Origin of the sequence: Soehngenia longivitae (assembly GCF_004684055.1) — a bacterium.
GTDB lineage: Bacteria > Bacillota > Clostridia > Tissierellales > Tissierellaceae > Soehngenia > Soehngenia longivitae.
Genome location: NZ_SRIB01000001.1, coordinates 214,697 through 238,980 on the forward strand (window position 1 = coordinate 214,697; position 24,284 = coordinate 238,980).

Genomic DNA, 24,284 nt, shown 5'->3' on the forward strand with positions numbered 1-24,284 from the left:
GTGAAAGATGTGGAAAATGAAAACTATATAATAGAAATGCTCAATATCACTAAAGAATTTCCTGGAATAGTCGCTAATGATAATATCACCCTAAGACTTAGAAAAGGAGAGATACACGCACTGTTGGGTGAAAATGGAGCTGGTAAATCAACTTTGATGAGTGTTTTATTTGGACTTTATCAACCAGAAAAAGGCGAAATCAGGAAAAATGGGAAAGTAGTAAAAATCAACAATCCGAATGATGCAAACGATTTAGGAATTGGAATGGTTCACCAACATTTTAGATTAGTTGAGGTTTTTACAGTTCTAGAAAATATTATACTTGGAGTAGAACCCACAAAGAATGGATTTTTAGATATGGATGAAGCTAGAGAGAAAGTAGTAGATTTAAGTGAAAGATACGGACTTAAAGTTGATCCAGACGCAGTCATAGAAGACATATCTGTTGGTATGCAACAAAGAGTAGAGATACTAAAGATGCTTTATCGAGATAATGAGATATTAATATTTGATGAGCCAACTGCTGTTTTGACACCTCAAGAAATAGCTGAATTATTGCAAATAATGAGAGATTTAGCAAAAGAAGGAAAATCTATATTATTCATATCGCACAAATTGAATGAAATAATGGAAGTAGCGGATAGATGCACCGTACTTAGAAAAGGAAAGTGCATGGGAACAGTTGAGATAAAAGACACTACTAAAGAAGAATTATCAAGAATGATGGTAGGTAGAGAAGTTTCACTTAAAGTCGATAAAAAAGAAAGCCAACCAGGAGAGGTTGTACTTTCTATTAGAAATATGACAGTTCCTTCAAAGATTCACAGAAATAATGCTGTAAAAGATGTTTCTTTTGATGTAAGAAGAGGAGAGATTGTGTGTATCGCAGGTATTGATGGGAACGGGCAGACTGAATTAGTTCAAGCTTTGACTGGGCTTGAAAAAATGACATCAGGGAGTATCAATTTATGTGGTAAAGACATATCGAAAGCCTCAATAAGAGAAAGGTCTGTAGTAGGTATTAGCCACATACCAGAAGATAGACAAAAATATGGGCTTGTGTTGGATTATACTTTGGAAGAAAATCTAGTATTGCAAAGATATTGGCAACCTCAATTTCAAAACAAAGGGTTTATAAAATTTGATGAAGTTAGAAAATATGCTTTAAGATTAATCGATAAATTCGATATTAGAAGTGGACAAGGACCAATCACAGTTGTAAGAAGTATGTCTGGTGGTAACCAACAAAAAGCGATTATTGCTAGGGAAATGGACAAGGATCATGAATTATTAGTTGCAGTTCAGCCTACTAGAGGCCTAGATGTTGGAGCTATAGAATACATTCATAGAATGCTAGTAGAAGGCAGAGACAGTGGGAAAGCTGTACTTTTAGTTTCATTGGAATTAGATGAAGTTCTAAATGTTAGTGACAGAATACTTGTAATGTATGAAGGCGAGATAGTAGGAGAGTTAGACCCTAAAGAAACAACTGATGAGGAATTGGGATTGTACATGTCAGGTGCAAAAAGAGACAATGTAAAGGAGATTTACAATGCAGGATAAAAATGATATGAATTCAAAAACAAAAGAAAAGAAAAAGATCAATGAAATTAAAGGGTTTTCATCATTTACTTCTGCTTTGATGGCTATTGTTATTGGGTTATTGTTTGGATTTATTGTAATGCTTTTAGCAAATCCAAACAACGCAGTAGCTGGATTTAGATATGTCCTTTTAGGTGGATTAAGCAGATTTGGAAATGTTTTATATTTTGCAACTCCAATTTTAATGACAGGTTTATCTGTAGCGTTTGCATTTAAAATGGGCTTATTTAATATCGGAGCGTCAGGGCAGTATACCATGGGAATGTTCTTTGCTTTATATGTTGCATTCATGTTTAATTTACCTCCGAGTATACATTGGATAGTAGCTATACTTGCAGGGATGGTTGGCGGTATGCTGTGGGGATTTATTCCTGGAATATTTAAATCTTTACTAAATGTCAACGAAGTAATTACTTCTATTATGACTAACTACATTGGGATGTATTTAGTGGATATGTTAATTAGAAGTAATGAAGTTATGTATATACCTTCAATGACAAGGACAAATTATATACCTCAACATGTTCAAATCAGATCATTAGGTATAGCAGGCTCAAATGTAAATTTTGGAGTCATATTTGCAATCTTAATTGCGATAGTTTTATATATAATTTTACAAAAAACTACATTTGGGTATGAACTAAAAGCAACTGGATATAATAAACATGCAGCTGAATATGCAGGTATGAATGGAAAAAGAAATATAATTTTAACAATGGTAATAGCAGGAGCTTTGTCAGGATTAGGAGGAGCTTTTGCTATATTAGCACCATCAGAAATAGCAGGTAGCAGTATGACTTATGAACCAATAAATGTAATTGCTGTAAATGGTTTTAATGGAATTGCAGTAGCACTACTTGGGAATTCTCATCCTATTGGAACTATATTTTCTGCACTATTTATATCATATATTCAAAGAGGTGGAACACTAGCTAGTTTAGTAGGATATAAACCTGAGATAATTGATTTAGTAATTTCGGTAATCATTTACTTCTCAGCATTTGCTGCTATAATGAGTTCTGCATTAGGTGGATTTTTTACAAGAAGAAACAAAAAAGAAAAAGACAAATCTGATACTCAGCCAGTTGAGGATATTGAACATGATATTATTAATAAGGAGGCAGAAAAATGAATACAATCTACTATCTAGTTCAAAATATGCTTCCTGTATCTATACCACTTTTATTAGTTGCGCTAGGCGGTATGTTTACTGAAAGAAGTGGGGTAATAAATATAGGGCTTGAAGGTACGATGCTAGCAGGGGCTTTTGCAGGAGCGCTATTTGCTTATAACATACAAGGCTCGGGACTACCTCCATATATGGTACTATTGATTTGTATGATAGTGGCAGCTGTTGCAGGAGCTGTATTTGCTCAATTACTTTCATTTGCTGCAGTAACAATGAAAGCAAATCAAGTAATAGTAGGTACGGCAATGAACATGATGATGCCAGCAATGATACTATTGATTTCAAAGATGTTTTTTAATAGTGATGGGATTACTACAAATGTTAGGTATTTTATCAGAGAAGTTCCTGTTTTGAGCAATATACCAGTTATAGGTGATTTATTTTTCAAAAACACCTATTTAACAGTATTAATAGGATTTTTGATACTAATTATATCGACGCTAGTTTTGTATAAAACTAAATTTGGGCTAAGACTTAGAGCCTGCGGAGAGCATCCACATGCAGCGGATTCAGTGGGTATAAATGTATCTAAAATGAGATATATTGGCGTTACTATTTCCGGGATATTAGGAGGAATAGGAGGATATTTTTACTCAGTGGGAATAACTGATGGAAATATAAATGGTCATAATGGGGTAGCAGGATTTGGATTTTTAGCGTTAGCAGTAATGATATTTGGACAATGGCAGCCAATTAAAATCATGTTTGCAGCTTTGTTCTTTGCATTCTTAAGGACACTAGCTTACTCTATACCTTTGATTCCTTTCTTAGATAATTTAAATATACCAACTGATTATTATAAAATGATGCCATACGTTGCAACAATTATAGTATTAGCTCTAACATCAAAGAATTCACGAGCACCAAAAGCGGAAGGAATACCATTTGACAAAGCTCAAAGATAGTAAAACACCTAAGCGATATCGCTTAGGTGTTTTACTTCTATAGATATTCTGCTCTGTTAAATACACCCTTTATTTTATTCCCATTTAAAAATTCAAGGATATTTTTTACTGCAAATTCTGTAGCTTTTAGCATAGAACCTGGTACCATGCCTGAGTTGTGAGGAGATCCTATGACGTTAGGTAATTCTACAAAAGGATAATCAACTTTGAACTCCCCATGTCTAAAAGGCTCAATCCACCAAGCGTCAATACCAGCTTTGAATTTAGGATGGCTTAAAAGGTGATCATATAAATCTTTCTGATCTATAATTTCGCCACGAGCTACATTTACTAATATTGCATCATCTTTCATATTATTTAATTCAGTTTTCCCAATCATACCTTTAGTTTTTTGAGTAAGAGGAATAGTGATAAATATAAAATCAGCATTACTCAATACATAATTTAAATCCTCAACAGTACCCGCAAAAAAAACATTTAAATCAGTTTTTCCGCTAGTATTAATTGCATAAATTTTTGGCTCGAATGGTTGAAGAAGTTTGTATATTTCCTTGCCAATACCACCAAATCCAATAATGGCGAAATTCGCTCCATGAACAAGTTTACCTTGGCTTGATTGATCGAATACTCCTTCTTTTATTTTTTGATGATTCACAAATAAGTTTTTAGATAGCGATAACGCCATTGCCAGTGCATGTTCTGCCATTGCCTGTGCATATGCACCAACATTTCCAGCGACTATAAGGCTATTGGGAAAAAATTCAAATGGCAAGTGATCGCCGCCTGCTGACAAAAGTTGCATCAATTTAACATTTTCGAAGTATTTGTATTCTTCATCATCAAATTCTCGAATTGGATTCCAAGAAAATATTATATCTGCTTTTTCTATAGCTTCTGTTCTATTTGTGTCACTTTCCAAATAATAAATATTTGCTTTTTCCGACAATTCATTCTCTATTATTTCTCTTTGCTTAGAGTTTGGATTAAAACTAACTAATATATTTTGCTTCAAATTAACACGACCTTTCTTCATTATTATTGTATAGATACCCTTCAATATAATTAAATTAAACAAAAAATTTACTATACCATTGACACCTATAAGAAAAACTGGTACACTCAATTTGAAATAAGAAATATAGCTCATATAAATCCCATAATAAGGTTGGGATGTTTCTACGAAATGACCGATAATCATTTGTCTATGAGCGAAAGTGTACCTAGGGATCTTTTTTAGAGACCAAGCGGTACAGATGTCTTTAGACATTACACCGGAGGGATAAAAGCCCAGGCGGGTAGGTTTCGCATATGACCTACCCACCTGGGCTATATTTTTTACTAATATTTTAAGGAGGTCTTTTATGGTTAATTTAAGAAATGCTGATTTAGTGTACTCCGGTAAAACAAAAGATGTCTACAAATTAGAGAACGGAAATTATATTCTAAAATTCAAAGATGATGTAACAGGAGAAGACGGTGTATTCGATCCAGGAGCAAATAAAGTTGGGCTTACTATTGAAGGGGCAGGCAAGTCCGGGCTTAAGTTAAGCACTTACTTTTTTGAACTTTTCAATAAAAAAGGAATACCCACACATTTTATCTCATCGGATATTGACAGTAACACTATGACAGTTTTACCTGCTCAACTGTTCGGGAAAGGTGTAGAGGTAATAGTTAGATATAGAGCAGTGGGAAGCTTTTATAAAAGATATGCATTATATGTTGAAGAAGGGGCTAAGATAGGGCCATATGTCGAATTCACTTTAAAAGATGATTTGAGAGACGACCCTCTAATAACTGAGGATGCTCTCCTCATATTAAACATTATGAACAAAGAAGAGTTAAGTAAAGTGAAAGCCATGGCTATTGAAATAGCAGAAATTGTAAAAGAAGAATTATCCAAAAAAGGCATAGAACTATATGACATAAAATTTGAATTTGGGAGAATAACAATAGAAAATCACATCGGATTGATTGATGAGGTATCCGGTGGAAATATGAGAGCATATAAGGGCGATAAATATATCGATCCATTGACGCTTGAAAAGATAATGTTGAGTAAATAATAGAAATTATATTGATATTTATGCACCGAAAGTGTACCTAGGGATCTTTTTTTAGAGACCAAGCGGTACAGATGCCATATGGCATTACACCGAAGGGAGAAAAGCCCAGGCGGGTAGGTTTCGCAGATGACCTACCCGCCTGGGCTTAAAATTTTAGGAGGTTAAAAAATGGGAAATTATAGAATAATGATCGAAAAAAAAGAAAGTTTCAATATAGAAGCTAAAAAGCTAAAAAAAGATGCTGAATTTCTTGGTATAGAAAAATATGACTATATAACAGTATTAAATGTATACGACATATTTGAAATTGATGAAGAAAACTTAAATAAGATAGTAGAAAAAATTTTGTTTGAAGCAAATATTGACAACATATATTATGGAGAATTGAATTTAAAAGAGGATGAATTAGCTTTTAGATTTGAATACAATAAAGGTCAATTTGATCCCAGACAAAATGCCACAGAAATACTTATAAATAAATACTTAGGATATAAAGATTCATCTGTAAAAGTATCAAAGATCATTTTGGTAAAAGGCATGTCAAATGAAGACTTCTCTAAATTAAAATCGTATTATATAAATCCAGTAAACTCTAAAGAAGTTCCACTTAACCTAATAATTCAAGATAAAGAAGAAATAGAAGCTAAAGAGATTGAAATAATAAATGATTTTGCAAATTACTCAGATGATGAACTAATAAGACTTAAGAATGAATACAGCCTAGCGCTTGACTTAGAGGATCTTTTATTCATAAAAGATTACTTTAAAAAAACTATGAAAGAACCTACAATTACAGAAATTAAAATTCTCGATACTTATTGGTCAGACCACTGTAGACACAAGACTTTTTTATCGGAAATAACTGAAATAAAGCTTGAAGATGGAGATTATAAAAGCTTATTTGAAGATGTGCTCAAAGAATATATGAAGTCAAGACAATACGTTCACAACAACGATAAACCTTTATGTTTAATGGATTTAGCTACCATTAATATGAAAGAAATCGAAAAAAACGGTAAGCTAACTGATAGAGAAATTTCAGAAGAAGTAAATGCTGCAAGCATAGAAGTTGAAGTTGATGTAGATGGTGAAGAAGAGAAATGGTTATTGATGTTCAAAAATGAAACACATAATCATCCAACTGAAATAGAGCCATTTGGTGGAGCTGCTACGTGTTTAGGGGGAGGTATAAGAGATCCACTTTCTGGAAGAGGTTATGTTTATCAAGCAATGAGAATTACAGGAGCAAAAGATCCAAGAACTAAATTTGAGGCTACATTGCAAGGTAAGCTTCCTCAAAGGAAAATCACGACAATGGCAGTTGAGGGGTACAGCTCATATGCATATCAAATCGGCGGTGCATCTGGCTATGTCAAAGAATTTTATGATGATGGTTTTGAAGCGAAGAGATTAGAATTAGGTGCTTTAGTTGCTGCAACACCAAAGGATTGGGTAAGAAGAGGAGTTCCTAAACCCAATGACCTTGTATTACTTGTTGGTGGGAAGACTGGAAGAGATGGATTAGGAGCAGCTGTTGGATCTTCAGTCGAGCAGAAAAAAGATGCTTTGATCACAGCGGGAGCACAAGTGCAAAAAGGAGATCCTCAAACTGAAAGAAAAATAGTGAGACTTTTTAGAAACGAAGAAGTTTCAAAGATGATAAAACGATGCAATGATTTTGGAGCTGGTGGAGTAGCTGTAGCAGTTGGAGAATTGGCAGATGGACTGTTAATAGATTTAGACAAAGTACCTACGAAGTACGAAGGAATGGATGGCACAGAAATAGCTTTATCAGAGTCTCAAGAAAGAATGGCAATAGTTATAGATGAAAATGATTTGGAGAGATTTAAAAAATTAGCAGAAGAAGAGGATTTAGAAGTAGCAGTTATAGCAAAGGTAACAGAAGAAAAACGAATGAAGATGCTTTGGAGAAATAAATTAATAGTAGATTTGGAAAGAAGCTTTCTTGATACAAATGGAGTTAGGAAAAAAGCAAAAGTTCATGTGTTATCTCCTTTAAAAGAAAACTCAGTGTTTTTAAATAAAATGGATTCTGACAAAACGAATGCTGAAAGATTTATTGATAATTTAAAAGATTTGAATTGCTGTTCTCAAAAGGGATTGATTGAAAGATTTGACAATACAATTGGCAAAAATGCAGTTGCTGTTCAACTAGGGGGAAAAGAAAAGTTGACACCTCAAGTTGGAATGGCTGCAAAACTTCCAGTTATAGGTAAACACACAAGCACCGCTTCTATAATGACATGTGGTTATGATCCTAAAATAGCTAAGTGGAGTACATTCCATGGAGGTTACTATGCTGTGATTGACTCAATAGCGAGAGTAGTAGCTATGGGCGGAGATTACAAAAGAATAAGATTGTCTTTTCAAGAATTCTATGAAAGTCTAGGAGAAGACCCTAAAAAATGGGCTAAACCTTTTACATCATTGTTGGGAGCATACAAAGTACAAAAAGAATTAGAGATTCCAAGCATAGGTGGGAAAGACAGTATGAGCGGAAGCTTTGAAAACATCAATGTAGCACCTTCACTGTTTAGTTTTGCAGTATGTGTTGAAAATAGTGATAATATAATCTCTCAAGAATTTAAAGCAACAGATTCCATAGTAATTGAAGTCATGTTAAAAAGGGATGAAAATGATTTAGTAGATCTAGATAGTTTAAAGTACAATTACAGCTTAATTAAAAAATTAGTTGATGAAAAGAAAGTGCTTTCTTCAAATGTAATAGGCTATGGAGGATTTGCTAAAGCAATATTTGAAATGTGCATAGGTAATGACATAGGGTTTAAATTCAGCCAAGAGTTTGATGATATGTATATACCGTCATACGGGAATATCTTATTAGAAATTTCACCAGACAATAAGGAAGACATATCTTCTTTAAACTATAGAGTCATTGGAAATACACAAAAAGAAAAAAGCATCACAATTGGCAAAGAAAACCTTGAATTAGCTGAATTAAAAAAAGTATACTTAGGGGTTTTAGAAGAAATCTTCCCTATAAAAGAAGACTTAAATGGCGAGATATCTGATATAAAATACATGGGTTCAACATCAATAAAAGCCACTAAAACAATTGCTAAACCAAGAGTATTGATTCCTGTATTTACAGGAACAAACGGAGAATATGATATGATCAGCTCATTTGAAGAATGTGGAGCAGTGGTAAATACATTTGTTTTGAAAACATTTAATACTCAAGAAATAAAAAAATCTATTAGAACACTGTCAAATTTAATTAAAGAAACTCAAATACTTGGGTTAGCAAACGGATATTTTTTAGGAAACGAACCTGAAACAGCAGCAAAATTATTAAAAGTAATATTTGATGATGAGTATTTGAAAGAATCGGTCTATGAATTGCTGTATAAAAAAGACGGATTGATCCTAGGCATAGGTTCAGGATTCAATGCTCTAATTAAACTTGGACTCATTGAACATGGAAAATTTGTTAAGGAGAATGAATTATCACCATCGATCATTTACAATTATTCAGGAGATTTTTACTCAAACTTCGTTGATGTGAAAGTAACCTCTAAATTATCACCATGGTTTAATGAAATGAAGATTGGTCATGAGTACACAGTACCTGTTGCTACAAAAGAAGGAAGGGTTTTCTTAAATAATAACAAAAATTTAATAGATAAAGGGCAAATATCAACACAATTTGTAAAAAATGGATATGCAACTTACGATGGACTTTACAATCCAACAGGATCCGAATACGCAATTGAATCTATGACTAGCCCTGATGGACGAATATTAGGGACAGTGTCTTCTATTGATAGAATCGGTGATGGGATTTACAAAAATATTGACATAAAAGGTAAACATAAGATATTTGAATCAGGAGTAAATTACTATAAATAATGGAGGGATATACTTGAAAGTTGCAATTGTTATGGGAAGCATATCAGATAAAAAAATAGCTATGGATGCAAAAGAAGTATTGGATAATTTTGATATAGAAAATGAATTGAGAGTGATATCAGCTCATAGAACGCCAAAGATTGCTTTTGATTTTGCAGAAAAGTTAGAAGAAAATGGATTTGATTTGGTAATAGCAATTGCAGGAAAAGCTGCACATTTAGCAGGTGTATTGGCGAGTATAACGATTCTACCTGTAATAGGTGTGCCAGCAAAATCATCTACTTTAGATGGACTAGATTCCCTTCTTTCCACAGTACAAATGCCTAAGGGAGTGCCAGTTGCGACAGTTGCAATTGATGGGGGTTATAACGCAGGGATATTGGCAGCAGAGATTTTGTCAATTGGCAATATATCATTGAGAGAAAAATTGAAAGCTCACAAAGAAAAGATAGAATCAGAGACAATTAAAAATGATAAAGAATTTAGGGAAAATTAATAGGGGGTCTTTTTTTGAGTGGTATAATAGGAGTTTTTAGTAAGGACAATCAAAAAGTTTCAAACTATATATATTACGGCCTTTATGCATTACAGCATAGAGGCCAGGCAAGTACGGGCATCTCAATAAATAACAATGGATTTATCGATTACGAAAAGAATTTAGGGCTAGTAGGGGATGTGTTTACAAGCGATGTGATAAATAGACTTATTGGGAATATTGCAATAGGGCAAGTGAGGTATGCATCATATTCTGAGAAAAAATCCAAAGTAAATGCAGAGCCTTTAGTAGTTGGTTACAAAAATGGCGCACTTTCAATATGCATGGATGGAGCATTAGCTAATTATAAAGAATTAAGAGAAATGCTTGAAGAAAATGGTCATTTATTTCAAACTGATTTAGCTGTAGAAGTGATTGCTTCATTGATTGCAAAATATCATAAAGATAGTTTGATTGATGCGATAAAAAAGGCATTAAACGAAGTAAAGGGATCTTTCTCACTGATTATAATGACTAAAGATTCATTGATCTCTGTGAGAGATTCACATGGAATAAGACCACTTTCTATTGGGAAAATAGGGGATGACTTTATCTTTTCTTCAGAAACATGTGCTATTGAATGTATTGGTGGGGAATTTATAAGGGACTGTGATCCTGGTGAAATTGTGATTGTCGACAATAAGGGGCTCAGAAGTGAGATGCTTTTAAGCGAAAAAAAAGCATTATGCATATTTGAACTAGTTTATCTAGCAAGGCCTGATAGCTACATAGATAATAGATATGTATATTCATCAAGATTTAATGCAGGTGAGATTTTATATGCAGAGTGTCCCACAAAGGCTGATATAGTCATTGGAGCCCCTGATTCAGGAACAGTTGCAGCAATAGGTTATTCTAAGAAATCTAAAATACCATATACTGAAGGGATAATCAAAAATAGATATATTGGAAGAACTTTTATTGAACCAACTCAAGACATCAGAGAAGAAGGAGTAAGAATAAAATTAAACCCCTTAACTTCAAATATAAAAGATAAAGATTTAATATTAGTAGATGATTCAATTGTCAGGGGAACGACAATTAAAAGGACTGTGGAGATGTTAAGAAATGCAGGAGCTAAAAGCGTACATGTAAGGATTGCTTCACCACCTGTAAAATACAGTTGCTTTTTAGGAGTAGATACTCCAAATGAAGAAAATCTAATAGCAAATTACTTGACAATTGAAGAGATCAGAAAAGCTATAAACGCAGATTCTCTGTATTTTATTTCTCTTCGCGGATTAGTTGAAGCTGCTGGAGGAAACAATGGATTTTGCACGGGATGTTTTACTGGTGAATATCCAATAGAAAGATCAAAGGGGGAATAAGAATGCCTATTGATTACAAAGCATCAGGAGTTGACGTAGATGCTGCAAATAAAGAAGTCGATTTGTTGAAAGATATAGTTAAGAAAACATATACAAAGGGTGTGCTTTCAGAATTAGGAGGATTTTCTGGGATTTTTGAGCTTGATGTTAATGAGTTTAAAAATCCAGTTTTAGTGTCTGGAACAGATGGAGTTGGCACTAAATTAAAATTAGCATTTATGATGGATAAACATGATACAGTGGGGATAGACTGTGTTGCCATGTGCGCGAATGATATTTTATGCCAAGGAGCAAAACCGTTGTTCTTCCTTGATTATATAGCTACTGGGAAATTGATTCCTGAAAAGATGGCACAGATAGTATCAGGAGTTGCAAAAGGGTGTTTAGATAGCACTTGTGCGTTGATAGGTGGGGAAACCGCTGAAATGCCAGGGTTTTATTCAAATGGAGAATATGACATAGCTGGATTTTGTGTTGGTGTAGTAGATAAACAAAAAATAATTACAGGAGAAAACATCAAACCAGGGGATATTATTTTGGGACTGCCTTCATCAGGCGTACACAGCAATGGGTTTTCTCTCATCAGAAAATTATTTTTCGAAGACAACAAGTATAAAGTTGATGACTATATAGAAGAATTCGGCAAAACATTAGGCGAAGAGTTACTTACACCAACTAGAATATATGTAAAAGAAGTACTAGATTTGCTGAAAAATTATGAAATTAAAGCAATGAGCCATATAACTGGTGGCGGTTTCTATGAGAATATTCCAAGAATGTTAAAAGATGGGTTAAGGGCTGTGATAAATATGAGTGAATTTAGCACACCAGCAGTATTTCAGTATATACAAAAACTTGGGGAAATTGAAATTAAAGAAATGTATAGGACTTTTAATATGGGAATTGGCTTAGTGATGGTTTTAGACAGAGAAATAGCAAATAACATAATATCTCAGTATGAATCAAGGAGCGAAAAAATTTATATAGTTGGTGAAATCATAGAAGGAGAGAGAGGCATAGATTTATGCCTGTAAAAAAAATAGCTGTGTTAATATCTGGTTCAGGTACAAATTTACAAGTAATAATCGATGCTATTTTACAAAAGAAATTAAATGCAGAGATTAAAATTGTAATATCGAACAACAAAGATGCTTACGGTCTTGTAAGAGCTGAAAAACAAGGGATTAAAAATATGTTTATAAGTACAAGAGATTTAACTTGCGAAGAATATAGCGAAAAATTATTAGAGATATTTAATAAAGAAGAGATAGATTTTGTTGTCTTAGCAGGTTTTTTAAAAATACTCTCTAAAGATTTAGTGATGCAGTACAAAAATAGGATAATCAACATTCATCCATCACTAATCCCTAGCTTTTGTGGCAAAGGATATTACGGAATAAAAGTGCATGAAAAAGCAATTGAATACGGTGTTAAAGTGACAGGAGCTACTGTCCATTTTGTTGATGAAAATGCTGACACAGGCCCAATTATTGAACAAAGAGCAGTGGATGTCGACGATTTTGATACAGCAAAGAGTTTACAACAAAAAGTATTAGTAATAGAACATGAAATACTAGTATCGTCACTTAAAAAGCTATGCAATGATGAATTGAAAGTCATTGGCAGAAGAGTTATAAAAAAAGGAGATAAAGATGAAAAGAGCATTGATAAGCGTATATGATAAACAAGGAATTGTTGGATTTTCAGAAAAGTTAATAGAATTTGGTTGGGAAATAATATCCACTGGAGGAACGTACAAAGAACTTAAAAAAGCAGGTATACCTGTCATTGAAATAAATGAAATAACTAAATTTCCCGAAATATTGGATGGGAGGGTAAAGACTTTAAACCCAATTTTACACGGAGGTATCTTATACAGGAGAGATAATGAGAAGGATTTAGAAACCGTAAATGAATACGGATTATGCAAAATAGATATGGTCGTCAATAATTTTTACCCATTCGAAGAAACCATGAAAAAAGAAGGGTTAACTGAAGAAGAGATCATTGAAAACATAGATATAGGCGGTCCTTCAATGCTTAGAGCTGCAAGTAAAAATTTTAAATTTGTAACTGTGATATTTGATCATGAGGATTATGAGATTGTAATAGAGGAGATAGAGAAATTTGGGGATACTACTTTAGAAACTAGAAAAAAACTAGCAGGGAAAGCTTATTCATATACTGCATATTATGATAGCTTGGTTGCAGACTATTTTAATAATACAAATTCTACATTATTTCCTAAACATCTCACAATAGGCTATAAGAAAAACAGCGATCTTCGATATGGAGAAAATCCACATCAAAAAGCAGCACTATATGAAAAAAGTATACAAAATATACCAAATACAATAAATGCTAAGAAACTTCATGGCAAAGAGATGTCATATAACAACATATTTGATGCGAATGCTTTACTGGAACTATTAACTGAGTTTGATGAACCTACAGCTGTAGCTATAAAACACGGTAACCCCTGTGGAATTAGTTCATCACATGATATATATACAGCTTATTTAAACGCATATAACGCCGATACTGAATCAATATTTGGAGGTATAGTCGGCTTAAATAAAGAAGTGGATAAGAAACTAGCCAGTAAATTATCAGAGATTTTTCTAGAGATAATACTAGCACCTTCATTTACCTCAAAAGCACTTGAAATACTACAAAAGAAGAAAAACATAAGGTTGATAGAAATAGATAAATTAAATGAATTCAAGAAAGACAAAATGACTTTTAAAGCAATAAATGGAGGGCTATTATATCAAGAAAAAGATAATTTGCTATTTAATGGTGAATTAGAAGTAGTGAGTAAAAGAAAGCCAACCCAAAGAGAACTTGATGATATGAATTTTGCGTGGATTATTTCTAAATACATAAACTCAAATGGCGTTGTACTAGCTAAAGACAAAACATCTCTTGGAATCGGACTCGGAGATGTAAATAGATATTTTGCAGTTGAATCTGCTTTAAAAAAAGCAAAAGGGAATACTGAAAATTCTGTTTTAGCTTCTGATGGATTTTTTCCATTCGATGACTCAATAAAATTATTAGCACAGCACGGTGTGACAGCAATAATCGAACCAGGTGGCTCAATCAGAGATAAAGAAGTAATAGAAGAAGCTGATAAAAATAATATCGCATTGGTATTTACGGGGATTAGACATTTCAAGCATTAGGAGGTGTGAGATGAAAGTTTTAGTTGTGGGAAGTGGTGGTAGAGAGCACGCAATCATAAGAAAACTATCAGATTCAGAGATAGTTGATAAAATTTATTGTGCACCTGGGAATGGTGGAACTTTAGCACTTGCCGAAAATGTAGAGATAGATTCTTTAGACATAGATAATTTAAAAAAATTTTCTATTGACAATAGTATAGATTTAACCATAGTAGGGCCTGAAGATCCACTAGCTAAAGGAATTGTCGATGAATTTAAAGAAGAAAATTTAGTGGTATTTGGACCAGACTCTAAGTGTGCACAACTTGAAGCAAGCAAAGACTTTTGTAAGAAATTTCTAATTGACAATGGTATTCCTACCGCGAAATATAAAACTTATTACAATTATGAAAAGGCAATAGAGGGATTGAATCAATTTAATTATCCATTGGTTATAAAGGCTGATGGGCTTTGCTTAGGGAAAGGTGTAACCATTTGTGAAAATGAGGAAGAAGCAGTCCAAAATTTGAAGAGCATTTTTATAGATAAAGTATTTGGATCTCAAGGTGAAAAAGTAATCATAGAAGAGTATTTAGATGGAATTGAAGCTTCACTAATGTGTTTTGTATCTCACAATAAAATATATCCAATGGAAAGTGCAAAAGATTACAAGAAAATATATGACGATGATTTAGGACCAAATACCGGTGGAGTGGGGGCATATTCGCCAAGCCCACTATTTACAGATGGATTCAAGACAATAATAGATAATAATATAATAAGAAAAATCGAAAATGGCTTCGAAAAATATGGATTTGATTATACAGGGATACTATTTATTGGATTTATGATTTGCAATTCTACTCCTTATGTATTGGAATTTAATGTAAGATTTGGAGATCCGGAAACAGAGGTAGTATTACCCAGATTAAAATCGGATCTAGCAAAGATAATAATTGACGCAATTGAAGGCAAATTAATAGCAGAATCTTTAATATGGGATGAAAGACCATCTGTTGCTGTAGTTCTAACATCTGGAGGTTATCCAAAAGAATATGTAAAAGGATATGAAATAAGTGGAATAGAAAAGGTGGATAATGATGTATACGTGTTTCACAATGGAACTAAAAGAATTGATGGGAAGCTTTTAACAAATGGTGGGAGAGTTTTAACAATTGGGTGTGTTGATGAAATAAGTAAAGCTATTGAAAAGGTTTATGAAGAGATTAAAAAAATTAATTTCAATAAAATGCAGTATCGAAAGGACATAGGAAAATCTTTCTTTTTGTAGGTATTTTATATTTTAATATATTTTTTCTTTATGATATACTTATCTTAAAGTTAAAATATAGCTTATTCTAAGGAGGAGATGGCTTGAAAACAGATGTTCAAATAGCACAAGAAGCTAAGATGTTGCCAATTAAAGACATAGCAAAAGATTTAGGAATATCAGAAGATGAAATCATTAATTATGGCAAATACAAAGCAAAGATTTCATTAGATGTGTATAAAAGATTAAAAGACAAAAAAGATGGTAAACTTGTATTAGTTACAGCTATAAACCCGACTCCTGCAGGGGAAGGTAAGACTACAACTAACATCGGCTTGTCAATGGCGTTAAATAAAATAGGGAAAACTTCTATTTCAACACTTAGAGAGCCTTCACTCGGACCTAGTTTTGGAGTAAAAGGTGGAGCTGCAGGTGGGGGATATTCACAAGTAGTTCCTATGGAAGATATAAATCTTCATTTTACAGGAGATTTTCATGCTATTACATCTGCTCACAATTTGATTTCAGCTTTACTTGATAATCATATACAACAAGGGAATGAATTGGGCATAGATCCTAGAAGAATTGTATGGAAAAGAGTTATGGACATGAATGACAGAGCCCTAAGGCATATTGTTATAGGGTTAGGTGGCAAACCAAATGGCATGCCTAGAGAAGACGGATTTGACATTACCGTTGCATCTGAGATAATGGCTATTTTCTGTCTTTCTGAAAGCCTTGAAGATTTAAAAGAAAGAGTGGCAAATATAATAGTAGCTTACAAATTTGATGGCTCACCTGTATTTGTCAAAGACTTGAAAGCACAAGGAGCAGTAGCACTTTTGATGAAAGATGCAGTAGCACCTAATTTAGTGCAAACGTTAGAGAACACTCCTGCAATAATTCATGGAGGACCATTTGCCAATATTGCTCATGGAAGTAATTCAATATTAGCAACCAAATTGGCATTAAAACTATGTGACTATACAGTGACAGAAGCAGGATTTGGCGCAGATTTAGGAGCAGAGAAATTCTTTGATATTACATCTAGATTTGGCGGATTCAATCCAGATGCTGCAGTTGTAGTTGCTACAGTGAGAGCTTTAAAGCATCACGGTGGTGCTAAAAAAGATGAATATGGAGTAGAAAATTTCGATTATTTAAGTAAGGGTTTTGAAAACCTTGAAAAGCACATAGAAAATTTGAAAAAATTTGGTGTTCCAGCAATTGTCGCTATAAATCAATTCCCTACAGATACTAAAGCAGAGCTTGACTTTGTAATAAATAGATGCAATGAATTAGGGGCAGAAGCAGTATTATCTGAAGTGTGGGCAAAAGGTGGAGAAGGTGGAATAGAGTTAGCAAAGAAAGTTGTAGAAGTTGTAGAAAAGAATGAGGCTGATTTTAGATTTTTATATGATATTAACGAAACGATAAAAGAAAAAATCGAAAAGATTGCTGTTGAAGTTTATGGTGCAGACGGAGTAGAGTTTACTTCTCAAGCCATGAAGCAGATTAAAGACATAGAAAAACTCGGATTGGATAAAATGCCAATATGCATGGCAAAAACTCAATACTCTTTATCCGATGATCCTACTTTGTTGGGTAGACCTAAAAATTTCAAAATCACTGTAAAAGAGGTAAAGATTTCCAATGGAGCTAAATTTTTAGTTGCTTTAACAGGAGATATAATGACTATGCCAGGACTTCCTAAAGTGCCTGCAGCAAATAGCATTGACATATTGGAAAATGGAGAAATAGTAGGATTGTTTTAAGGCTGGATTTTTTCCAGCTTTTTATTTACTTTTTCGCTTTTATACTGTAATATATATATATATATTAATAAATAAAAGGAGGACAAGAAATGGCATATAATTCAAAGATAAAAAGTAAGCAAGCAGACGAGTTGTTTAAAGCTATATTATTGTTAGAGGATTTAGATGAATGCTATAGATTTTTTGAAGACATTTGCACGATTAAAGAAATACAAGCAATTGCTCAAAGATTCGAAGTAGCAAAGTTACTATTAGCCAAAAAGACTTACAACGAGATAGAAGAAGAAACAGGTGCTTCCACAGCAACTATAAGCAGAATAAATAGATCTTTAAACTACGGTGCAGATGGTTATAAAATTGTATTTGAGAGAATGGGTCTTATAGATAAAAGATAATTTATAGTTTTATACTAAGGTATAAAAGAATCAAAAATTATTGAATCAAAGAAATTTATATTATTATTGAAAGTTTCTTCTGATTTTATAGTGAATCCTATACAATAAATTTTATATAAATATTTATTGATAAGAAAAGATAAATTTTTTTTAAACCTAAAATCATATGCTATAAAATCTGGTTTTGACAAAAAATTTAGAAGTAAATTGGAGAGTAGAAAATCTATGATAGAATATTCTTTCCCTCTAATTAAACTTGATGACAATTGACCTCTTATATAAAGAGGTCTGTTTTCTTTTATCCATCTTAAAACTATAGGATTAAAAGATTCAATCATAAATTTACCATTATATTTGTCTAAGATCTCTACAATATAAAATAAATCATTCATTTTACTGATACTGTTTTTCTTTATTTCTATTATCAGTGGGACTTTATCATTAACTATTGATAAAACTTCAGATAATGAAGAAATATATTCTTCGGAATTCAATAATTTTATTTTTTTTAACTCTACAAAAGTAATTTCGTTTATTTCTTTATTCACTCCTGTAACTCGTAAAAGGTTTTTATCATGAATTATTACTGGAATGTTGTCTTTGGTAAGTCGTACATCACATTCAATACCATAGTTTAAAACAATTGCTCTATTAAAAGCATCAATAGTATTTTCTACATTATTTTTACTGTTATCATGTATGCCTCTATGAGCATATAGATAATTCATATAATAGGTTAAATCTTTTCTATTGAATATCTTTGGTGAAATTAAATATAAATATAATATAATAATTAAAATGAAATAAATTATAAAATTCCTCTCCAATCTTTAATTTACATTATATTTGTTATATACCCATAGATAAGCAGATTGACAATATAATATTGCAGTAATAAAATAAAAAAATAATTTATATTAGGAGATGATTAAATGAGCTTAGATATGTGTTATTTTATAAAACCTGAACAACATAATAAAAAGGATCTAATTAGGATACTCGAGAAAAATACTCAAATTAAATTTGTATCATTAGCTGGAGTGGATTTAGTTGGGCATGAAACAGATGAAAAGATACCTATAAAACTATTTTTAGAAAATATAGATGATTTTCTAGAAAAAACTGCAGTACAAACTGATGGATCTTCAGTTTATTTACCTGAGATAGCAACCCTAAATGATGCTAAGATTGATATGAAAGTTGATTTAGATGTTAACTGGTTTGTAGATTATAATTATGATAATCTAGATGAATCTTCAAAACTACCTGTAGGGACACTGAAGATTCCTGTTTTTTTATATCACAACAACATTGCTGTTGATTCAAGACATATATTGAATATGGCAGTTTCATACTTTGAAAAAGAAATATTAAGATTAATAGAAAACCACAAAGAGCAATTTAGAGACTATGGGATAGAGTTTGAGGATATAGATAAAATAATGATAACATCTGCTACTGAGCTAGAGTTCTGGGTTAAAACACCTGACTACGAAAGGGAATTAGAAGAACTTACCAGTTCTCAAGAGTTACATGAACAGTATTGGGCAAAGACAAGAGCAGAAGTGAGAACTGCACTTGAAAATACATTGCTAGAAATGGAAAAGTATGGATTTAATCCAGAGATGGGGCATAAAGAGGTCGGGGGTGTAAAAGCTAAATTAAATCAAGATGGTTCATTATCTGGAATCATGGAGCAACTAGAGATTGATTGGAAATATGATGATGCACTTCAAACGGCAGATAATGAAATGTTTATTAAGAATATAATCAGAGAAATTTTTAGACAAAATGGAATGGATGTAACATTTCTAGCAAAACCAATTCAAGGGGTAGCAGGAAGTGGAGAACATACACACTTTGGAGTTGTAGTAAAATTAAAAAATGGTAAAAACGTAAATTTATTTTCGCCTGTAAAAAAACATTTTTTAAGCAAAATTGGGTACGGAGCACTTATGGGGGTATTAAAAAACTACGAAATAATAAATCCATTTATAACTTCTTCCAATGAAGCTTTTAAAAGACTTAAAAAAGGATTTGAAGCTCCAATATGCATTGCAACTTCACTTGGGAGTGATTTTGATACACCTTCAAGAAATAGAACTATACTAATAGGATTAATAAGAGATAATGAAAATCCATTAGCTACTCATTTTGAACTGAGAAGTCCAAATCCTCACACAAACACATATCTATGTATAGCTAGTGTTTTGATGAGCATGATTGATGGTATAGACTACGCTCTATCTAACGATATCGACGAAGACAATTTATTAAGAGAACTATCTAAAGAATACGGTGAAGAATATAATTATTTAGAAAAATATAGGGTATATAGAACAGAGAATAATATATTTGATGATTATTCAGATGAAGAAAGAGAAAAAATGTTTGGAAAAGTTCCATTTAATGTTTTTGAAAACGTAAAATATTTCAATGAACAAAAAGAAAAATTGAGTGTTTTATATAAAGGAGAGGTATTCACCCCTAAAATTATTGAGAGCTATACGATAGCTATTATTGACAAATGGTTAACTGAAATTGAATATAGAATTATACCCAATTTCATAAAAGAAATTAGAAATTATAAATTACTTCATAATTTAGATTCATCAAACGAACTTGATATAATAAACTGGGCGAAAATAGAAAGATTAAGAAATGAGCTTATGAAAGATAATTCAAATGTAAACAGTCTATTTACACAGATAAAAAAAGCAATATCTGAAAGAAATTTAGAAAAAGTATCAGAGTTACAAAAAGAGATTTATCAAAAAATGGATTGTTTACAAGAACTTTATAGCAGATATAAGTTGAATTTATTAGATATTTAAACTTTATTGTTTTGAATGAGAGGGTTTTAATCCTCTCATTCTGTACTTATCATATTTTTACCGTTTTTTTTAGCTTTAAGTAGCTCTATATCTGCTTTTTCAATTGCTTTTCGATAATCATCTAAAACTTCATCCAACTCTATTTCATAAACTCCAAAGCTAGCGGTTATATTAATCACTTTATCTTTATAAAATATTACTTTTTTTTCAAGAGCATTTCTTATTCTGTCTGCTACTTTATAGGCATTCAAAGCATCTGTATTATTTAATACAATAATAAACTCATCTCCGCCGAATCTAGCAATCCAATCATCTTCTCTTATGCACATCTTTGCTAAATTAGTAAACGTTTTAAGTGCCTCATCACCTGCAAGATGGCCATAAGTATCATTTATGTCTTTAAAATTATCTAAATCAGCCATGATTATTGAAATTGTAGAATTATTTACAGCAGATTTATAAATATCAGCAGGTAACTTGGTTTCCAAATAATATCGATTATTTGCACCAGTGACTAAATCAACAGACATTGAATTGGGGGTATTTGATAATTGATTATTTAATTCTAGATTTAAATTGTTTTCTACATCTTGTAGTGTTAGGGAATTGGAAGAGTTTTTAATGAATTCTAAAATTAATTTTTCGTTATTCACATATATTGGCACAGCCATAACAATATAGGTATCTTCACCTTTCCCTTCAATTTTGATGCTTGTGTTTTCTGTATTATATGCTTTCATTGAAACGCAATTCTTGCATATTTTATTTCTATTCCAATAGGTATAACATGGAAAATCTTCTAATACAAGTTCATAACTGCTTGATTTGAAATCATATATCTTTTTTGTTACTGGATGGATAATCCTTATAGCGTCATATATATTAGACAATGTATCAATTGTATTCATTAAAGAATCTATGCTTAAAAGCTTTACCAAGCGAATCTCCCCCTATTAGTAGAATTATACTAGATAGTTGTAATGACTGCAATAATAATATTATTATTATTATTGAGAGTTATTAAAAATTTCTTCAATTAACTTTCATTGGAAATTAAACCAATAATGCTATATAATTATTGATAGATTAGTTAGGATGGTGAAATGATGAATTATTTAGAAGGACTTAATGATAGGCAGAAAGAAGCTGTTTTATATAATGAAGGGCCATTGCTCATCATGGCAGGCGCAGGAAGTGGCAAGACGAAAGTTGTGACTCATAAAATTGCATATATAATTGATAAAAATCTTGCAAAACCATCTGAAATTTTAGCTATTACATTTACGAACAAAGCTGCAACAGAGATGAGTGAAAGGGTTGAAAAATTAATTAATGTTGATACACCTTCCATGTGGATAGGGACTTTTCATGCTATATGCGTGAGAATACTTAGAAGAGATATAGACAAATTAGGATACTCGACAAATTTCACTATTTATGACAGAGATGACCAAATCACTCTTATTAAAGAATGCATGAGGGAACTTAATTTAAGCAAAGAAACATATAAAGAGAGCTCAATATTAGCGAAGATAAGCAGTCTCAAAAATTCAGGAATTACACCTGATGAATATATAAATGAAAATTATAAAGACTTTAGAGAGAGAAACATAGGGGAAACTTTTGCATTGTATCAAAAGAAATTAAAGGAATATAATTCCCTTGATTTTGATGATTTATTGATTAAGACGGTGGATTTATTAAATGAAAATATAAACATAAGAAAATACTATCAGAACAAATTTAAATATATTTTTGTAGATGAATATCAAGACACAAACAAAATTCAATATATGTTTGTTAGATTATTAACCACAAATGAAAACAAGATTTGTGTAGTTGGAGATTCTGACCAAGCGATTTATTCTTGGAGAAATGCGGATATATCAAATATTCTTGATTTTGAGAAAGACTTTGATGGGGCAAAAGTAATACTCTTAGAGCAGAACTACAGATCCACAAAAAAAATATTGAAAGTAGCTAATGAAGTCATAAAAAACAATAATTATAGAAAACACAAAGATCTTTGGACCGACAAAATTGATGGAGAAAGTGTTACTTATGCTGAACTGGAGTATTCAGAAGATGAAGCTTATTTTGTGGCAAATAAAATTCATAACTTGTTGTACAAAGGATATAGACTCAAAGATATAGCTATTTTATACCGTACAAATGTACAATCAAGGCCATTTGAAGAAGCATTTATGTCAGAGGAAATACCCTATAAAGTAGTTGGTGGACTAAAATTCTATGATAGAAAAGAAATAAAAGACATAGTTTCATATCTTAAATTTATTCAAAACCCAAATGACAATATCTCATTGAAGCGGATTATAAATGTTCCAAAGAGAGGAATTGGAGATTCTACCATAAAAACTATAGAAGAACTATCTAATAAACGAAATGAATCAATATATGAAACAATGTTAGATAAAAATTTAATCGATGATAATTTAACCAAAAGGGCTGCAAATAGTATTGATTATTTTATGCAGCAAATAAATTTATTAATTGCTAAAAAAGAACTGTTTGGAATAAAAGATTTTTTAGAAGAAGTGATAAATTCTACAGGTTATATAGAAGAACTCGAAAAAGAAAATACAATTGAAGCTAAAACTCGTATTGAAAACATAAAGGATTTTCTATCAGTTGCAGTTAATTTTGAAAACAAGAACCCAGAAGGCAAACTAGAAGATTTTTTAGCTTCTGTGTCGTTATTATCAGATGTAGATAAGACAAATGATCAAGAAAATGCTGTATCTTTGATGACGGTACATAGTGCGAAAGGGCTGGAATTCAAAGTGGTATTTTTAGTGGGAATGGAGGAAGGATTGTTTCCTATATCCAGAAGCTTAGACAGTGAAGATGATCTCGAGGAAGAAAGAAGGTTGTGTTATGTTGCTATTACAAGGGCAAAAGAGAAACTCTTTGTAACTAGTGCTAAAAGAAGGACTATGTATGGAAACACTAATTATACCTTGCAATCAAGATTTATTAAAGAAATGGGAGAACATCTTGAACTTGATGAGCAGATAATCAAGGAAAAGAAGGAAAAGGAGATAAAGGCTAAAGAAAAATTAGTTGACTATATAGATTATACAAAGGACCATTATTATCCTAAAATAAACTATAAAAAAGAAGAAAACAAGCCAAATAATTTCAAAAAAGATAATATTGAAATTGGTGTGAAAGTAGAACACCCTAAGTTTGGAATTGGTATGGTTGTAATGATAAAAGAAGAAGGAAATGATAAAAAAATTACTGTTGCCTTTGATCAAGGAGGAGTTAAAACTCTGCTATATTCAGTCGCACCTATAACTATATTATAGG

Annotated in this window: 18 protein-coding genes and 1 riboswitch; of the genes, 15 read left to right on the forward strand and 3 right to left on the reverse strand. The window is 32.0% G+C overall.

What is annotated here, in order from left to right:
- The first annotated feature begins 36 nt into the window (after positions 1–36).
- Genes E4100_RS01060 through E4100_RS01070 form a run of 3 tightly spaced genes read left to right on the forward strand, consistent with a single transcriptional unit; the run spans position 37 to position 3,696 of the window.
- Positions 37–1,563, forward strand: coding sequence for an ABC transporter ATP-binding protein (locus E4100_RS01060; RefSeq protein WP_135270178.1), 1,527 nt, complete (start codon positions 37–39; stop codon positions 1,561–1,563).
- Positions 1,553–2,734: an ABC transporter permease gene (locus E4100_RS01065; protein WP_135269980.1), complete on the forward strand. Its 1,182-nt coding sequence runs from the start codon at positions 1,553–1,555 to the stop codon at positions 2,732–2,734. The genes E4100_RS01060 and E4100_RS01065 overlap by 11 nt, the downstream gene beginning before the upstream one ends.
- Entirely contained in the window at positions 2,731–3,696 is a 966-nt protein-coding gene (locus E4100_RS01070) for an ABC transporter permease (protein WP_135269981.1), read from the forward strand. The genes E4100_RS01065 and E4100_RS01070 overlap by 4 nt, the downstream gene beginning before the upstream one ends.
- A 37-nt stretch (positions 3,697–3,733) precedes the next feature.
- Here the strand turns inward: E4100_RS01070 and E4100_RS01075 are convergent, their stop codons facing one another.
- A complete protein-coding gene (locus tag E4100_RS01075) occupies positions 3,734–4,708 on the reverse strand; it encodes a 2-hydroxyacid dehydrogenase (protein ID WP_209315200.1) in 975 nt (324 codons plus the stop codon).
- 111 nt (positions 4,709–4,819) lie between these two features.
- A riboswitch (purine riboswitch) is annotated at positions 4,820–4,921 on the forward strand.
- Between the two features lie 136 nt (positions 4,922–5,057).
- Between E4100_RS01075 and E4100_RS01080 the strand changes: the two genes are divergently transcribed.
- From E4100_RS01080 to E4100_RS01125, 10 genes are all read left to right on the forward strand, one after another.
- The gene (locus E4100_RS01080) at positions 5,058–5,762 is read left to right on the forward strand and encodes a phosphoribosylaminoimidazolesuccinocarboxamide synthase (protein ID WP_135269985.1); all 705 of its coding nucleotides are present in this window, start codon (positions 5,058–5,060) and stop codon (positions 5,760–5,762) included.
- Positions 5,763–5,930: 168 nt separating this feature from the next.
- On the forward strand, positions 5,931–9,653 hold the full coding sequence (locus tag E4100_RS01085) for a phosphoribosylformylglycinamidine synthase (RefSeq protein ID WP_135269987.1): 3,723 nt from the start codon (positions 5,931–5,933) through the stop codon (positions 9,651–9,653).
- A 13-nt stretch (positions 9,654–9,666) separates the two neighbouring features.
- Positions 9,667–10,149 carry a 5-(carboxyamino)imidazole ribonucleotide mutase gene (purE, locus tag E4100_RS01090; protein ID WP_135269989.1) on the forward strand — a complete coding sequence of 161 codons (483 nt, stop codon included), beginning with the start codon at positions 9,667–9,669 and terminating at the stop codon, positions 10,147–10,149.
- A gap of 14 nt (positions 10,150–10,163) precedes the next feature.
- Positions 10,164–11,516 carry an amidophosphoribosyltransferase gene (gene purF, locus E4100_RS01095; protein ID WP_209315201.1) on the forward strand — a complete coding sequence of 451 codons (1,353 nt, stop codon included), beginning with the start codon at positions 10,164–10,166 and terminating at the stop codon, positions 11,514–11,516.
- A 2-nt stretch (positions 11,517–11,518) separates the two neighbouring features.
- Entirely contained in the window at positions 11,519–12,550 is a 1,032-nt protein-coding gene (gene purM / locus E4100_RS01100) for a phosphoribosylformylglycinamidine cyclo-ligase (RefSeq protein WP_135269992.1), read from the forward strand.
- Entirely contained in the window at positions 12,541–13,197 is a 657-nt protein-coding gene (purN, locus tag E4100_RS01105) for a phosphoribosylglycinamide formyltransferase (RefSeq protein WP_135269994.1), read from the forward strand. The genes purM and purN overlap by 10 nt, the downstream gene beginning before the upstream one ends.
- Positions 13,169–14,701 (forward strand): bifunctional phosphoribosylaminoimidazolecarboxamide formyltransferase/IMP cyclohydrolase, encoded by a 1,533-nt coding sequence (gene purH / locus E4100_RS01110; RefSeq protein WP_135269995.1) that lies wholly within the window; start codon positions 13,169–13,171, stop codon positions 14,699–14,701. Before purN ends, purH begins: the two co-directional genes overlap by 29 nt.
- Before the next feature lie 10 nt (positions 14,702–14,711).
- Entirely contained in the window at positions 14,712–15,971 is a 1,260-nt protein-coding gene (gene purD / locus E4100_RS01115) for a phosphoribosylamine--glycine ligase (RefSeq protein ID WP_135269997.1), read from the forward strand.
- An 83-nt stretch (positions 15,972–16,054) separates the two neighbouring features.
- Positions 16,055–17,725 (forward strand): formate--tetrahydrofolate ligase, encoded by a 1,671-nt coding sequence (locus tag E4100_RS01120; protein WP_135269999.1) that lies wholly within the window; start codon positions 16,055–16,057, stop codon positions 17,723–17,725.
- Positions 17,726–17,814: 89 nt separating this feature from the next.
- Positions 17,815–18,120: a YerC/YecD family TrpR-related protein gene (locus E4100_RS01125; RefSeq protein WP_135270000.1), complete on the forward strand. Its 306-nt coding sequence runs from the start codon at positions 17,815–17,817 to the stop codon at positions 18,118–18,120.
- Positions 18,121–18,134: 14 nt separating this feature from the next.
- Here E4100_RS01125 and E4100_RS01130 read toward each other — a convergent pair whose 3' ends face one another.
- Positions 18,135–18,848: a glycerophosphodiester phosphodiesterase family protein gene (locus E4100_RS01130; RefSeq protein WP_135270002.1), complete on the reverse strand. Its 714-nt coding sequence runs from the start codon at positions 18,846–18,848 to the stop codon at positions 18,135–18,137.
- A gap of 204 nt (positions 18,849–19,052) precedes the next feature.
- On the opposite strand from E4100_RS01130, the gene E4100_RS01135 reads away from it, so the two are divergent.
- Complete coding sequence (locus E4100_RS01135; RefSeq protein ID WP_135270003.1) at positions 19,053–20,954, forward strand: type I glutamate--ammonia ligase; 1,902 nt, start codon at positions 19,053–19,055, stop codon at positions 20,952–20,954.
- Between the two features lie 35 nt (positions 20,955–20,989).
- Here E4100_RS01135 and E4100_RS01140 read toward each other — a convergent pair whose 3' ends face one another.
- Positions 20,990–21,892: a GGDEF domain-containing protein gene (locus E4100_RS01140; protein ID WP_135270005.1), complete on the reverse strand. Its 903-nt coding sequence runs from the start codon at positions 21,890–21,892 to the stop codon at positions 20,990–20,992.
- Positions 21,893–22,060: 168 nt separating this feature from the next.
- Between E4100_RS01140 and E4100_RS01145 the strand changes: the two genes are divergently transcribed.
- Positions 22,061–24,283, forward strand: a complete 2,223-nt coding sequence (locus E4100_RS01145) for an ATP-dependent helicase (protein WP_135270007.1) — start codon at positions 22,061–22,063, stop codon at positions 24,281–24,283.
- Position 24,284 lies beyond the last annotated feature (1 nt).